Origin of the sequence: Actinoplanes sp. NPDC051859, from assembly GCF_044452725.1 — a bacterium.
Taxonomy (GTDB): domain Bacteria; phylum Actinomycetota; class Actinomycetes; order Mycobacteriales; family Micromonosporaceae; genus Actinoplanes.
In genome coordinates, this window is record NZ_JBITBX010000003.1 from 362865 (window position 1) to 377918 (window position 15054).

At 71.1% G+C, this 15054-nt stretch carries 10 protein-coding genes; 4 read left to right on the forward strand and 6 right to left on the reverse strand.

Going from position 1 to position 15054, the window contains the following annotated elements; all coding sequences use genetic code 11:
* Positions 1-3: 3 nt before the first annotated feature.
* Together ACIA1L_RS09645 and ACIA1L_RS09650 are read right to left on the reverse strand one after the other, a co-directional pair.
* Positions 4-5382, reverse strand: coding sequence for an SCO7613 C-terminal domain-containing membrane protein (locus ACIA1L_RS09645; protein WP_396072165.1), 5379 nt, complete (start codon positions 5380-5382; stop codon positions 4-6).
* 159 nt (positions 5383-5541) lie between these two features.
* A complete protein-coding gene (locus ACIA1L_RS09650; protein WP_396072166.1) occupies positions 5542-6981 on the reverse strand; it encodes a UDP-glucose dehydrogenase family protein in 1440 nt (479 codons plus the stop codon).
* A gap of 172 nt (positions 6982-7153) precedes the next feature.
* Between ACIA1L_RS09650 and ACIA1L_RS09655 the strand changes: the two genes are divergently transcribed.
* Positions 7154-8308 (forward strand): acyl-CoA dehydrogenase family protein, encoded by a 1155-nt coding sequence (locus tag ACIA1L_RS09655; protein WP_396072167.1) that lies wholly within the window; start codon positions 7154-7156, stop codon positions 8306-8308.
* Positions 8309-8362: 54 nt separating this feature from the next.
* Here ACIA1L_RS09655 and ACIA1L_RS09660 read toward each other — a convergent pair whose 3' ends face one another.
* From ACIA1L_RS09660 to ACIA1L_RS09675, 4 genes are all read right to left on the reverse strand, one after another.
* The gene (locus tag ACIA1L_RS09660) at positions 8363-9796 is read right to left on the reverse strand and encodes an ATP-binding protein (RefSeq protein WP_396072169.1); all 1434 of its coding nucleotides are present in this window, start codon (positions 9794-9796) and stop codon (positions 8363-8365) included.
* A gap of 108 nt (positions 9797-9904) precedes the next feature.
* Entirely contained in the window at positions 9905-10180 is a 276-nt protein-coding gene (locus ACIA1L_RS09665) for a hypothetical protein (protein ID WP_396072170.1), read from the reverse strand.
* 59 nt (positions 10181-10239) lie between these two features.
* Positions 10240-11925, reverse strand: coding sequence for a S8 family serine peptidase (locus tag ACIA1L_RS09670; RefSeq protein WP_396072171.1), 1686 nt, complete (start codon positions 11923-11925; stop codon positions 10240-10242).
* A gap of 193 nt (positions 11926-12118) precedes the next feature.
* Positions 12119-12535 carry a response regulator gene (locus ACIA1L_RS09675; RefSeq protein ID WP_396072172.1) on the reverse strand — a complete coding sequence of 139 codons (417 nt, stop codon included), beginning with the start codon at positions 12533-12535 and terminating at the stop codon, positions 12119-12121.
* A 179-nt stretch (positions 12536-12714) separates the two neighbouring features.
* On the opposite strand from ACIA1L_RS09675, the gene ACIA1L_RS09680 reads away from it, so the two are divergent.
* Genes ACIA1L_RS09680 through ACIA1L_RS09690 form a run of 3 tightly spaced genes read left to right on the forward strand, consistent with a single transcriptional unit; the run spans position 12715 to position 14742 of the window.
* Positions 12715-13806, forward strand: a complete 1092-nt coding sequence (locus ACIA1L_RS09680) for a hypothetical protein (protein ID WP_396072173.1) — start codon at positions 12715-12717, stop codon at positions 13804-13806.
* Entirely contained in the window at positions 13695-14216 is a 522-nt protein-coding gene (locus ACIA1L_RS09685; RefSeq protein WP_396072461.1) for a diguanylate cyclase domain-containing protein, read from the forward strand. The genes ACIA1L_RS09680 and ACIA1L_RS09685 overlap by 112 nt, the downstream gene beginning before the upstream one ends.
* A gap of 10 nt (positions 14217-14226) precedes the next feature.
* The gene (locus ACIA1L_RS09690; protein ID WP_396072174.1) at positions 14227-14742 is read left to right on the forward strand and encodes an acyl-CoA thioesterase; all 516 of its coding nucleotides are present in this window, start codon (positions 14227-14229) and stop codon (positions 14740-14742) included.
* Positions 14743-15054: the final 312 nt, after the last annotated feature.

Consider the following 15054-nt stretch of genomic DNA (forward strand, 5'->3'; position numbering starts at 1 on the left):
CGTCTACCGCATCCGGACCAGGGCGCCGCGTAGGCGTTCCTGGGTCCGGCGCCGGTTCTCGTTGGTGGCGCCTAGGAAGAGCAGGATGACGCCAACCGGCACCAGCACCAGCCATGGACCCACCAGCGTCGTGGCGAAGTGAATCGTTGCCACCGCCGTGGCCGCCGCCCCGATCACCACGGGGGCCTGTTGTTGCAGCCGGGAGCCGATGATCAGCGTGGCGACCGCGCCGAGCAGAAGCAGCATTTCCCGCAGGTCGCCCGCGTCCGTGGCGATCACGAGGCCGGTGGTCGGCACGAACGCCGCCAGCAGCGCGGGGCCGTAGGCCGCCCAACTGCCCAGCTCCGGCCGCTGCCGGGCCTCCAGCACGCCCACGAGCAGGGCCAGCGCCGCGAACGGCAAGGTGTACGCCTCGGGTAGCGCCACGTCCGCCAGCGCCACGAACAGCCAGATGCCGATGATCTCGAAGCCGACCGCCAGCCAGAACAGGTTGCGGCGTTGTTCGGGCGTACGGCCGGGGCGGGTGGCGGTGAGGCCGAGGACCGCGCCCCACGCGGCGAGGAGCGCGGCGAGATGCGCCGGCGAGTCGAATGCCAGCGCCCCGGCGAGCAGCGCCGACGCGTAGCCGCTCCACTCGACAGTGGTGGCTTCGAGGCGGTATTCCGGCAGGCCGAGCCGCGGGAGCACCGCTTCGAGGATGAGCAGCGCTGCGCCGACCGCGAGGACGCCGAACGCCGCCCACTCGTGGGTGAGCCCGCCGACGAGCGCCACCGCCAGCACGAAGAACTGGCCCATGCCCGCCGCGAACAGCCAGCCCAGCACCCGGGCGTGCCGGCTCTTGCCGGCCACCGCGGCGATCAGGCCGACGCCGATGGCGCTGCCGAGCGTAAACAGTGTCAGCTGCTGGGTGGCGAGGCTGCCGGCCAGACCGGCGCCTCCGGCGAGCAGGCCGATCACGAAGACGACGGTCCGGTTCGTGTGCAGCAGCGTCGCCCGGGACGTCACCGGCGGCGGCGTCAGGGCCAGACCCAGCATGACGATCGTGAACACCACCAGGGCCGCCGCAGTCGACGCGGGCCAGCGGGCATCCAGCGCGATCGGCGCGATCAGCAGGGTGATCGCCAACCCCGGCAAGATGACGGGTACGGCCTCAGCCGGCTTCCCGCCGAACCCCAGCGCAGCCAGTGCGGCGGCCACGGTGAGCAGCACGGTGGCGAGCACACTCGTACCGTCCACACTGCCGGATGCCGGGTCGGTGAGCGCGGCGACCGGGCCGTTCCAGATCGAGTCGAGTTGGCGCATCGGGTCGATCAGCGCTGCGCGCAGCGCCGGGGCGATGGAGAACAGGGCGAGGATCGTGGGCAGGGACGCGACGATCACCGCGCCGGTGGCGGGGCCGACGAGCCACCGGCCGCGCAGGCCGCTGGGGCGCAGGCCGCGGCGGGGCTGGCGGAGGCGGTCCTCCCGCCAGGTGTGCGGTGGGGCCAATGTCAGCCCGGGAGCGGGCACGGTGCCCCGCAGGAGTTCCGCGACGACGCCGAGCAGCGCTGCGGCGGCCGCGTACAGGGCGGTGGGGTAGTCGCTGGGGACCGAGGCGAGGGCGGTGATGGTCGCCCCACCGACCAGGCCGATCGTGGCCCACGGCAGGTACTGCGGCACCCAGCGGCCGGCCACCGCCAGGAAGGCGAGCATGAGGCTGGACCCGGCCAGCGCCGCGGTGAGCACGACCTGGGCGGTACGGCCCTGACCTGCGGCGACGGCCGCCAGGACGCCCGGGGCGGCGAGTAGCGCCGCCATGGTGGCCGCGCCGCCGATCTGGGCGCGGTGCCGAGGCATGCCCGTGTCGTCCAGGGTGTACGCCACGACCTCGTCGAGTTCCGCACGTTCGGCCCAGGTGCGCCGGGCGGCGGGCGTGAGGTCGGCGCGGGCGAGCCAGGCCACCAGGACGCCGGTCGCCACGATGAGGCCGAGGGCCAGCGCCGTGGACCAGGGGCGGACCAGACCGGCGCCGGCGGCGTGCAGGGCAACCGCGGCGGCGACTCCGGCACGGCTGAGCGCGGCCCGGGGGTCGACGGCGGCTACGGATGCGATCCCGTACCCGAGGGCCACGGCACCGCCGATCAACAGCGGTGACCACCAGGGCAGGCCGAGGGCTGCGGGCGCGCCGATCGTGGCGAGGGCGACGGCGACGGCGCTGACGTCGTAGCGTGCGGGCCGGGGCAGGGCCGCCGTGGCGGCGACCGCGATGAGGATCAGAGCCACCGGGGCCTGCCAGGCGCCGGGTTCGGCGCTGGTGGGGTAGCCGCTGACGTCCGAGGCCCAGATCGGGCCGGGCGCGGCGATGATCCGCAGGCCGTCCGCGAGGGCCTGCCAGGCGGCGATCGCGCCGACGACCAGCCCGGCCAGGCCGACGCCACGGACCGGGCCGCGGCGCCAGTCCTCCGGCAGGGCATGCACGCCGAACGCGACGATCAGGACCACGATCGCGCCGACGGCCAGCGGCGCGTCCGGGAAGGCCAGGGCGGCTACCCGGGCCAGCGCACCGCAGACTGCCACGGTTGCGGCGGCCGCCGCGATGTCGGGACCGTCCAGCATCCGGTCGGCGCGGCGGCCGTTGTCCAGGGACTTGGCGAAAAACAACAGGGCCGCGGCGACCAGCAGCAGCGCCCCGACCCAGACGTCGGGAGCAGTGGCACCGGGGGAGAGCAGCGCAGCCAGGGCCAGGGCGATCGCGCCCAGCCCGGCGCCGGCGGTCATCGGCACACTGACCTCGCGGCGCGCCACCTGGAACACCGCCGCGTAGGTGAGCGTGCCGGCGACGGCGAGGAAGCCCAGCGCCAAAGCCGGGACCGTGACCGCTTCGGTGGCCGGGGGGCCGCCGCCCGGGTCGTCCACGGCAAGAACCGCGGTGACCACAGCGCCGGGAATAGCCAGGGCGGCCGCACCCGAGGCCCAGTCGCCGACCAGCCACGCGTACAGGCGTACCGGCATCTGTCGGGCCGCGACCGCGACCATGACGCCTGCCCCGGCCAGCGCGGTGAGGACCGCGGCGGTGAGCCACGACGCGCTGAGCGCGGCGGCAGCACCGAACGCGCCGACCACTCCGGCCGCGGCGACGTGGAACCCGGCGACCCGGCGGGTGGGCGCGAGCAACCCGGCGGCGCCGATCCCGATCCCGGCGACGACCAGCGGCCAGGGCGCCTCGGACCAGGGCAGACCGAGCGAGGAAGGGACGGCCAGGGCGGTCAGGGCGACACCGGTGACCGCGCCTTCGCGGCGGTACTCGGTGGGCAGGGCCAGTGCCGCAGCAACGGTCGCCAGCAGGGCGCTGAGCGCGAGCAGCCAGCCCGATTGGCCGGCTGCATCGGCGATCCGGCCCGCGTAGGCGGCGGTGTCCGCGTTCCAGACCGGACGGGCGGCCTGGACCGGCGCGAGCGCGGCGCGCAAAGCGTCGACGGCTACGAACAAGCCGATCACGGTGAGCGCGGCAGCCGAGGCGTACTGCGGGCCGCGACGGACCTCATCGGGCAGAAGGCGGACGGCCGCGCCGGTGACCGCGACGGCGGCTGCCGCAACGGCTAGCGTCCAGGCCGGCGATGCCACGTCGGCGATGCGAGCGCAGGCCGCGATGATCGCGATGGTCAGGACCGCGCCGGCGATGCTGCGAGCCCGGACATGGTCGACCAGCCGGGCCGCCGCCGACGCGGTGACGGCAGCCAAGATCAAAATCAATCCGGAGCGTACGGCGTCAACAACCGCGTCGGCCCCCGCAAGGCCGGCGCTCGCGTACAGCAGCGCACCAGCCGCGGCCAGGCACAACAGGCCGAACGTCAGCTGCCGGAGCCACCCCGCGGCGGGCGGGCTGCTCGGCGGCATCAGCGGGACGGACCCGGCCGGCGGTGCTCCCTCCGGACGCTTGCCGGGGAAGATCCGGGTCGGCAGCCAGCGCCGCCGCTTGCGGCCGGTCAGCCCGGCGATGATGAGGTCAGGCTCCTCCGGCCGGGACTCGGGCCGGTCCGGTGTGCCATAGCCCGCGTCCGCGCCGGCCGGATCGCCCCCGGCGTCCACAGCAGCTGGATCGTGGGAACCCGGATCGGCCGGGTCGTGCCGCGTCGCGAAATCGCGGGCGCCGATGTCGCGGGCGTCGGCCTCGGCCAGCGACTCGCGGTCCCCGGCCACCGGGCGGCCCACCGGCCAGCGCGGCACCAACCGCCCACTGCGGATCACTGTCGTGAGCAACAGCAGGTCCACTATCGCCACGATGGTCAGCGTCACCGCCCAGCCGGCCGGGCTCTCGATCATCGGGTACGCGAGCAGCGGCGGCACCGGCTGCACGGCCACCACCGTGGCGTACCGCGGCGCCGACAGTCGCGTGACACCGGCGTAGGCGAACGCGGCCGCCGTGGTGATCAGCAGCGTCACGCCGAGGAACACCGGGGACGGGACCCCGTCGCCGCCGAGCGCGGGACTGCCGTGCAGGGCGTACAGGGTCATCGGTAGCAGGACCAGGCCGACAGCTGCCAGCGTCTCGCCGGTCGAGGTGAGGCCACGCCGGGCGATGGCCGGAGCGGCGGTCAGCGCGACGCCGGTGGCGACGGCCAGGATGAGGGCTCGCCCGACAGCGTTGCTGGCCGCGCCCGCGAAGACCACCGCGGCGACGCCGAGCACCAAGGCGCTGAGGCCGAGCAAAATGTTCTGCACGGACTGCGACGACGTCTCGGGCTCGTGCGGCGGATGCTCCGGCGGCGGCGCGACCCGGCGGCGCGGCGGCGGATACGCGGGCTCTTCGGTCGGCGGCGGATCGTCGACCAGCACGGTGACGCCATCCGTGGCCTGACCGGGCGGCCCGGTGTACGGCGTGCCCGGCGCTGACCAGGCCGGCCGCCCCGCGCTGGCCCGAGCGGCCGTGCGGCCCGCGGCGGTCGTGCGGCCTGCCGCGGCTGGGTGGTCCGTTTCGGCTGGATGGCCGGCGGTGGTGGCGTGGCCTGCGCCGGCTAGGTGGTCGGTGGTGGCTGCGCTGCTCGTGGCGCTGGGGTGGCCGGCGGCTGTGCGGTTACTTGTCGCGGCTGTGCGACCACCTGCAGCGGCTACGCGACCTCCCGCGCCGGGCGGCGGGGCGCCCTGATGGCCGCCGGGTGAGGGGGTGGGCGGGTCGGTAGGGCGGCGGCGGACGCGGCGGGTCGACTTCGCGGCGGCGGCGCGTTTTCGCTGCTGGTTGGCGTGCGCCAGGATGTCGCGCTGGAACTGGGCGGCCTGGATCTTGCTGGCGATGGTGGTGCGTTCCTTGGCCGCGGCCAGGTCGCGGACCTTCAGCTCCGCGATCGACGCGTCGATCCGGGCCAGTTCATCGTCGTAGCCCTCCGGCTCGTCAGCCTGCGCCACGGCACCTCCTCGACCAGCCCCACCGAAAGCATGCCCTTCCGACACCTCATTAGAACAGTCTCAAGCGGGTCGAGATCAATGGAAACGGCCGCGAACCCGGCAGGTTCGCGGCCGTCAAGGCGAAACGGTCATTCTTCAGGGTGCGGAGCAGGCCGTCCCCTACAGTGCCGGGGTCGGCCGTCCCATGCCGCGGTACTGCCAGCCGGCCCGCGCCCACAGCACCGGGTCCAGGCAGTTCCGGCCGTCGATGACCCGCTTGGCGGCGACCAGATCGCCGAGGACGTTCGGGTCCGCGTTGCGGAACTCCGCCCATTCGGTCAGCACACAGACCAGGTCGGCGCCGGCCGCTGCGTCGTTCATCGCCGTCTCGTACGTCAGGCCGGGCTGCACCGCCCGCGCGTTCTCCATGCCCTGCGGGTCGTAGACGCGGACATCCGCGCCGGCCTTGGCGAGAGCCGCCGCGACCGCCAGCGCGGGCGCGTCGCGTACGTCATCGGAATTGGGTTTGAAGGCCGCGCCGAGAACGGCGATCCGGGTGCCCGACAGGTCGGGGCCGGCCGGGCCCGACCGGCGGCCGAGCATTTCGGCGGCCAGGGTGACCACCCGGGAGCGGCGCCGCTGGTTGATCAGGTCGACCTCGTGCAGGAAACGCAGCGCCTCGCCCGCGCCGAGCTCCTGCGCGCGGGCCTGGAACGCCCGGATGTCCTTGGGCAGGCAGCCGCCGCCGAAGCCGACGCCGGCCTGCAGGAAGCGGTTGCCGATGCGCGGGTCGTAGCCGATGGACTTGGCGAGCTGCGTGACGTCACCGCCGGCGACCTCGCACACCTCCGCCATGGCGTTGATGAAGCTGATCTTGGTGGCGAGGAAGGCGTTCGCCGCGACCTTGACCAGCTCGGCAGTGGCGAAGTCAGTCACCACCAGCGGCACCTCGCGGTCCTCGGTGGCAGCCAGGTCAAAGACGCCCTTGTGCGCGGCGTAGAGCATGCCGTTGGCCCACTCGGAGCGCACGCCGACGACGATGCGGTTCGGCCGCAGCACGTCCTCGACCGCGAAGCCCTCCTGCAGGAACTCCGGCGACCACGCCACCTCGATCCCCAGGTCGGGGTCGGTGTGTTTGGAAACGAGCTGTTCGACCCACTCGGCAGTGCCCACCGGGACCGTCGATTTTCCGACGATCAGCGCCTTGCGCTTCAGGTGCCGGGCCAGATTCGTGACCGAGGCTTCCACGTACGCGAGATCGGCCCCCATGCCATCCGCCCGCTGTGGCGTGCCCACACAGATGAAATGCACGTCCGCGAAGTCCGCCACGGTCTCGTAGGACGTGGTGAACCGCAGCCGGCCCGACGCCAGATTGGTGCGGAGCAGCTCGTCGAGGCCGGGCTCGTGGAACGGCACCTGGCCGGCCCCGAGTTTGGCGATTTTGGCCTCGTCAACGTCGAACCCGAGTACCTCGTAGCCCAGCTCGGCGAAGCAGATAGCGTAGGTGGCGCCGAGGTAGCCCGTGCCCAGGAACGCCAACCGGGGCCGGGCAGCGCCGGACGGCACCTCGACCTCGGGAAACGCGGGCAGGGTTTGGTTCTTCGGGTAGGGGATGGTCACGCTGTGAACTCCTCACACGGAGCGCCGGGAGGGGGCCGGACGCCGGTTCGTGGCAAACACCTTCTCACGGCGCAGCCCATTTCCGTCACCGCCGTCCGGGGCGAGGATAGTGCGCGTACCCTACGCGTCGGTAACATATGGCCGGGAGCCGCAGAAGAAGGAGCCACTGCACATGTCTGATTTCGACGTCTATCAGCTGCCGGATGACCACGAGACCATCCGCGCGGCCGTGCGCGAGGTCTGCGACGCTCGCGTGGCGCCGAACGCGGCCGAGGCCGACGAGAGCGCGGAGTTCCCCAAGGCGTCCTACGACGCCCTGCGCTCCTCCGACTTCCACGCCCCGCACATTCCGGTCGAATACGGCGGCGCCGGTGCGGACGCCCTGGCCACGGCCATCGTCATCGAAGAGGTAGCGCGGGCCTGCGCCAGCTCGTCGCTCATCCCCGCGGTCAACAAACTCGGCACGATGCCGCTGATCCTCGCCGGTTCGGAGGAGCTCAAGCACAAGTACCTCACCCCGGTCGCGGCCGGCGAGGCGATGTTCTCCTACTGCCTCTCCGAGCCCGAGGCCGGCAGCGACGCGGCCTCGATGGGCACCCGCGCGGTCCGCGAGGGCGACTACTGGGTCCTCAACGGCGTCAAGCGGTGGATCACCAACGCCGGCGTCTCGGAGTACTACACCGTCTTCGCGGTCACCGACCCCTCCGCCCGTTCGCGCGGCATCTCCGCCTTCGTGGTCGAGAAGTCTGACGAAGGGGTCAGCTTCGGGGCACCCGAAAAGAAGCTCGGCATCAAGGGCAGCCCGACCCGCGAGGTCTACTTCGACAACGTCCGCATCCCGGCCGACCGCATGATCGGCGCCGAAGGCACCGGCTTCGCCACCGCGATGAAGACCCTCGACCACACCCGCGTCACCATCGCCGCCCAGGCTGTCGGTATCGCCCAGGGCGCCCTCGACTTCGCCCTCGGCTACGCCAAGGAGCGCCGCCAGTTCGGCAAGCCGATCGCCGACTTCCAGGGCTTGCAGTTCATGCTCGCCGACATGGGCATGAAACTCGAAGCGGCCCGCCAGATCACGTACGTCGCCGCCGGCAAGAGCGAGCGCGGCGACGCCGACCTGACCTACTTCGGCGCAGCGGCCAAATGCTTCGCCTCGGACGCGGCCATGGAGATCACGACCGACGCGGTGCAGGTGCTCGGCGGCTACGGCTACACCCGCGACTACCCGGTCGAGCGCATGATGCGCGACGCCAAGATCACCCAGATCTACGAAGGCACCAACCAGGTCCAGCGCATCGTCATGGCGCGTCAGCTCCTGAAGGACTGACGAGGCGGGTTACCGAGAATGGATGGGGTTGACTCTTGACGAGTCAGCCCCGTTTCATGATCCGCCGCTGCTTCGTTGCCAGGCATGAAGGAGCTCGGCGGGGCCATAGGCAGCGCTCAGGCCGGCGGCCGACGTGCCACTGCGACTTACGGCGACCAGCGGGACCGGATCGTCGGTGATGGCCGTGCGGTGCCGCTGGAGTGCCACCAGATCTCGGTCGTCGAAGGCCGAGTTCTCCAGCCATTTGATCGAGCCGAGGAAGAGCAGGCGCTTCGCCACGGGTTCGCGGTCGGCGCCGACGATGTCGATCTCGACGCTGTTGGATCGTGTCCAGTAAGAGCCGATCGCCGGCGCCGCGGGCAGGCCGCCGTCTGGCAGGAGGCGGGCCAGGGACTCTCTGATCAGTGGCTCCACTGCCCGCCCGCGCCAACTGGTCCATCCTGTCCTGACACGGTCCAGGGTGAGGTCGCCCCGCAGGCGCTCGATTTCGGCCAGATGGGGCGCTAGGAAGGTCAGCCAGAACCGGAGGTGCGGGTCGGTGACTCGGTAGCGTCGTTCTTTCGAGGCCGTGGTGGAGACGGGCAGCTCTGCCGCGACGATGCGCTTGTCGACAAGGACCTGGGCGGCTCGCGTCAACGTCGAATGCGAGATGCCGCCGGCGGCTCGAGCGATGTTCGTGAACGTTCGCCCGCCGCTCCCGATCGCGGACAAGACCGTTCGGCCCATCGCAGAGTCCGGGAACTCTGCGGCCAGAGAACGCTCGGCCGAAACGATGAGTGGCGAGACCGGGTTGGATAGTTCGGCGGAGAGGAACTGCCAGAGATCGGTGCCCGGTCGCCAGCCGGCACAGATCAGGGGGAGACCGCCCGTCACCAAGGCCGCGTCGAAGGCCTCGGCGGGGGCCAGTTGGAGCATCTCCCCGACCTCCGCCGGGTTCAGCGGGCCGAGGACCATTTCCTTGCCACGCTGATGGAACGGTCTGCCGTAGGAGCCGAGGGCCTCCATCATTGACAGATCGGAGCCGATCAGCACAAGGAGCATCGGCTTGCGGCTCAGCTCTCGATCCCAGGAGCGTTGGAGGATTCCCTCGAAGGCGTCTGCCCGATCGACGAGGTAAGGCACCTCGTCGATCACCACCACACTCGGCTGGTCGTCCGGCAGAACGCTGGCAAGCTGCCTTAGTGCGGCACTCCAATTTCCGGGGGCGGCGTCATCGAAAACCGTGCGTTCCGGAAGCGACGATGAGCGGATCGCCTCGGTGAACGCCTCCAACTCGATATCAGTCGGTGCCCCGGACGCGGTGAAGAAAACCGCGGGCACGCCTGCGCGGTCAACGAATGCCTCCACCAGGCTGGACTTGCCGATTCGGCGCCGTCCGCGGATGAGGAGGCATTGACCTGGAGCTGGGTCATGGTTGATAGGCCCAACACTCGCCAACAGGGCGTCGAGTGTGGCGAGCTGCTGCGTTCTGCCGACGAACGCGACCAAGGATTCCTCCTGGCTGCCGACTGATGGTTTCGCTGAAGATACTACTCCCAGGAGTAGTATCTTCAGCGAAACCAATTCGGCGGTGGGGCTGGGATGGTGATCGGGCCGCTACCGGGCTGGCGAAGGCGCGACGCGGCGCAGGTAGGCGATCTTCCCGCCCTGCTCGAAGTTCACGACCTGCCAGCCTTGGGCCTCCAGCAGCTCGGCCGCGGTGAGCACCAGATCCACCATGGCGGCCGTGCCGGAATGGCCGAAGGTCACCCGCAGACCGCTTGACGGGGCGGCGTTGATCCAGATGAACCGGAAGGGATAGCCGGCCAGGTTGATTCGGCCGTGCACGATGTCCTCCGCGGAAAACCACCGTGAGGGTCGCGCCGCCGTCATGGGGGCACCATATCGACAGGCGGGCGGGTGCCCTCCGGTGGAGGGCACCCGCGGTGCTGCTACTGCGTGACGCCGGCGTACGCGTCGACGATGCCGTGGCCGTAGAAGCCGTTGAAGTTCGCATCGCCCGAGCAGTACGCGTTGTACTCGGTCGACCGGCCCTCCCGCGTGTACGTCTTCAGCCGCGGGCTGGGGCAGGACTTCGGGGCCGCGCTGTCGTACAGGCGCTGTTCCAGGGTGTCCGGGTTGATGGTCAGGCCGCCGCGGGCGGTGTCCGGGGTGCCGTACTTGCTGGCGATCAGGGCGGCGACGCCGCTGGCGTGCGGCGCGGCCATCGAGGTGCCCTGCAGGTAGGTGTAGTAGCCGCAGGCTCCGGCGGTGGTGCACCGCTTGAAGACCGAGCTGGCGTACGACGACCGCACGTTGCCGGCAGCGTCCACCTTGCCCTCTTCGCGGAGGACCTTCAGCGGGTACGCCGACAGGATCTGGTTGGTCACCGAGTTGAAGGAGCTGGTGCCGTAGTAGTCGGCGCGGAAGCCGCCGGGCGCGGCAACCGAGATCTGCTCGACGCCGTAGTTGGAGTAGTCCGCCTTGGCACCGGACGGGCCGGTCGACGAGACGCCGATGACGTGCGGGCCTTCGACGGGCAGGTCCCAGCAGCTGGCGTTGTCGATCCGCCGCGGCCGCGGGGTGCCGCCGAAGTTCGGGCTGGAGGTGTCCGTACGCGGAGCACCGAGGTCTTCGTGGTTGTTGCCGAGCGCGCCGATCAGGGTGACGCCCTTGTTGTGGGCGTATTCGAGGGCGCGGCGCATGCCGGCGATGGTGGCCTGCTGGCCGGCCTGCTCGGCGGGGCTGTCGGCCGAGTTGGCGGTGCAGTTGTAGAGCCACGGGTCGACGTAGAAGGACATGTTGACGATGTCGAGTCCGGCGTCGCCCGAGTAGGTGAGGGCGTTGACGACCGACTCGAGGAAGAACGAGCCGGAGTCCTGGCCGCCTTTCAGTTCCACCAGGGTGATGTTGGGCGCGACGCCGGAGATGCCCGCGCCGTTGGCCGCGGCGCCGATGGTGCCGGCGACGTGGGTGCCGTGGCCGCCGTCGTCGGTGCCGACCGGGTCGAGGCAGCTGGCGACCTCGCACGGGCCGTCTTCCGGGATGTCCGGCGCGAAGTTGCGGGACAGGCTGGCGCTGAAGTTGGGCGCGAGGTCCGGGTTGCTGGCGTCCAGGCCGGTGTCGAGGACGCCGACGGTGATGCCGCGCTCGCCGGCCTCCACGCTGCGCGCCCGGTCGGCTCGCACCGACTTGAGGCCCCAGAGCTTGGTGTCCAGCGGGTCGAGTCCGGCGTTGCTGCCGGCCCGGGCGGCGGTGACGACGTTCGTCGCGGCGGGCAGCGCCTCGGCGGTGGCGACCGACTGCACGCCGGCTTCCAGCGGCACGCGCTTCGGGGAGCGGCCGATGGGGGCGCGCAGGTTCGCGCCGATCAGGGCGCCGCTCTCGGCCACCGCTGCGGTGAAGTCGGCGCGGGTCGACGTCACCCGGAACAGCCCGACCGCGTCGTTACGGGCCACCACTGTGCCGCCGGCGGCGGAAATGGCTGCGGTTGCGGCCGAAGTGGATACGCCGGACTCGGCGACGACGGTGTATTCGGTCGGGGTGGTGGCGGCGGCCTGCGCCGAACCCGACACGGCGGTGCTCAGCAGAGTCAGCGCTGCCACTGCGGCCGCGCCGACGATGCGTGATGTGCTCATTGATGGACATCCCTCGGGTGAGTTGCGTAGCAGCAGCCCACCGGAGGAATGTCACTTTCAGATATCTAAATCAATAAGCGTGCGCCGGACGGGTCCCGATCCCTGGTCAAACCATGATTTATGTACGCGGAAAAGTGCCCTCCCGGCAGCCCTAAAGTGCAACGGCGTCCCACCATCAGAGACGGGTACTGGGTCAACCGGCCAGCCGGTAGGGGCATGTCGACGGTTGGTCGCGATGCTGGTGGTGGCCGCCCTCGGCGAGGTTTCGGACCGCTTCCACCAGCTCGTTGTTCACGAACGGTTTGAGCAGCACCCCGCACACCTGCCCGTCGGCGAAGCGCGGATCGCCGTGCTGGATGCCGCCGCTGAGAATGGCGACCGGAATGTCGCACAGCACGGGGTCGGCGCGAATGGCCTGGCACAGTTGCAGGCCGTCGAGGTTCGGCATGTTGAGGTCGGTGAGCACCACGTCGGGCGGCTGCCGGCGGGCCAGCTCCAGGGCGACCTGTCCGTCCTCCGCCACCTGCACGGCGAAACCGGCCCGGGTGAACACCCGCTGGAGAACCATGCGTAAATCGTCGGTATCCTCGGCGATCAAGAGCGTGGTCATGACGGACTCTTTCTCGAGGCGCGGCCCGTGCGACTGCCGTCTCCAGCGTTGCGCCCACACCCGGACCCCGGCGGGCGAATCGGCGCTGATCCGCCGTTCGGCGGCCGACCACGTACTTTCAGCCGATCCCTTTAGTTGTTGCCTGGAGCGCCGATTGACGGCATATGGGAGATCGGACCGTGGCACGGCTGAGTGCTGTCGTCCTCGCCGGTCTGGGGCTGCAACTGCTGCTGCCGCACCTGGGCGAGCGAACGGGGCTCGTCGTGGCCTGCGCGCCGATCGCCGTGGCCGGCGCGGTCGCCGCCCGCGGCTTCCTGCGCCAGCGTCGGGAGCACACGCACCGGCAACGGGTCGGTCTGTCGCTCGGTGTCGGCTCCGGTGGCCTGCTCGCGGCTGCCTACGTGCTTTACACCATCGATGCGCTTGTCGGCACCGGCACCGTCGCGGCTGACACCCTCGCTTCGCTGTCGGCCCTGCTGGGCGTACCTGCCATCGTGTTGATCGGTCCCGGGTTCCCGCACCGGCTCACCCGGGCCAGCCATGCCCTCGATGTCACGATGATCGCCGGCGCCATCTTCGCCATGGTGTGGCAACTCGTCCTCGCCGACGCGGCCGCCGCCTTGACCCCGGGGCGGCAAGTGCTGATGGTCTTCACCCTTATCCCCGCGATGATCGCCGCGGCGCTCGCGCTGATGATGCTCACCCGGACGGTGATGGGCACCCACCACTGCCTGCACCTGCTGGCCGGCTCGCTCGGCGTCTTTTCCCTGTCCGCCATCGGTGGCGCCCACGCCAACGCCTTCCACCTGCCCTGGTACGCCGACGGCGCCGGCGCGGCCTACCTGATCGCCGCTCTCCTGCTCACTCTCGCCAGCCGTGCCACTCTTGCCCCGGCCGCCACCGCCGAGTGGCGCGCGATCACGGGCCTGTGGAGCGCGGTGCCCTTCGTGCCCGTTGTCCTGGCCCTCGTGCTGTTCACGGTCCAGTACGCCCGCACCGGCACCCTCGATCCCGTGCTCATGTGGGTTCTTCTGGGCGCCTCCGGCCTCGCGATGCTTCGCCAGTTCTTCACCCTCATGATCGTCAAGCGGCTCGTTGCCAGCCTGGAGGACCAGCGCCGCCGGCTCGACCACCGGCCCACCACGACGTCCTCACCGGCCTGCCTAACCGGGCCGCCTTCTACACCCACGCCGGCAAAGCCCTCGCGACCGCCGACCGGGACCGCTACACGGCGATCCTGCTGCTGGACCTCGACGGCTTCAAACCGGTGAACGACACCCTCGGCCACGCCGCCGGCGACACCCTCCTGGTCGGCGTCGGTGCCCGGCTCACCCAGGCCGTCCGGTCTGGCGACATCATCGCCCGGCTTGGCGGTGACGAGTTCGCGGCCGTCCTCACCGGCCTCGACGGCCCCGACCGCGCCCACGAGATCAGCGAACGCCTCCTGGACCGGCTCGGCGCGCCTCTTCCCGTCGCCGGCACCGTCCTGCAGGTCCGCGGCAGCGTCGGCCTCAGCGTCGTCTTCGGCCCCGGGCACGACCTGGAGACCTTGCTCCACCAGGCTGACACCGCCCTCTACGCCGCAAAGGCCGCCGGCAAAGGCGTCGTTCGGCGCCACGCTGTCGGCATGGAGGCAGCGGTCCCGCCAGCCATAACCGCGGTGGCGACCACGGGGAACTAACCTGGCGGGCATGAGTGAGCAGCCCGTGGGCCGGCCGACTTCGCACTCGCGGGTCACCTTGAGCCGGATCATGACCGCGGTCGACGTCAACCTGTACGGAACCGTGCACGGCGGAGTCCTGATGAAGTTTGTCGATGACGTAGCCGGCGCGGCGGCGGCCCGGCACACGGGTGGGACCGCAGTCACGGCGGCGATCGACGAGATCGTGTTCGCGGAGCCGGTGCGTGTAGGCGATCTCGTGCACGCGTACGCGCAGGTGAACTGGACGGGCAGCACCTCGATGGAGGTCGGGGTGCGGCTGACCGCCGAGCGCTGGGACACCGCCGGCGGGGAGCCGATCACTGTCGCCACCGCCTACCTGGTTTTCGTAGGCGTCGACGTCGCAGGCCAGCCGCGCCCCGCCCCGCCGGTCCTGCCGGAGACAGCGGAGGACGAGCGCCGCTTCCGTGAGGCGCTCATCCGCCGCGAACACCGCCTCGCCCGCCGAAAAGCAATCCAGGACGCCCGCTCAACCACCACGCCTTGACCGCAACCAAAGTCGCACTGCGCCGCCGCCGGAAAGCGATCCAGGACGCCCGCTCAACCACCACGCCTTGACCGCAACCAAAGTCGCACTGCGCCCGCCGATGTCGAGGCCGCCGAAACGGACAAGGCGCCTTTTGCCGTAGTTCGTTTCGGTGGCCTCGACATCGGCTCCTCCGGGGCGCAGTGCCCGCCGAGCGGAGCGAGGCCATAGATACAGTGCCCGCCGAGCGGAGCGAGGCCATAGATACAGTGCCCGCCGAGCGGAGCGAGGCCATAGATACAGCGCCCGCCGAGCGGAGCGAGGCCATAGATA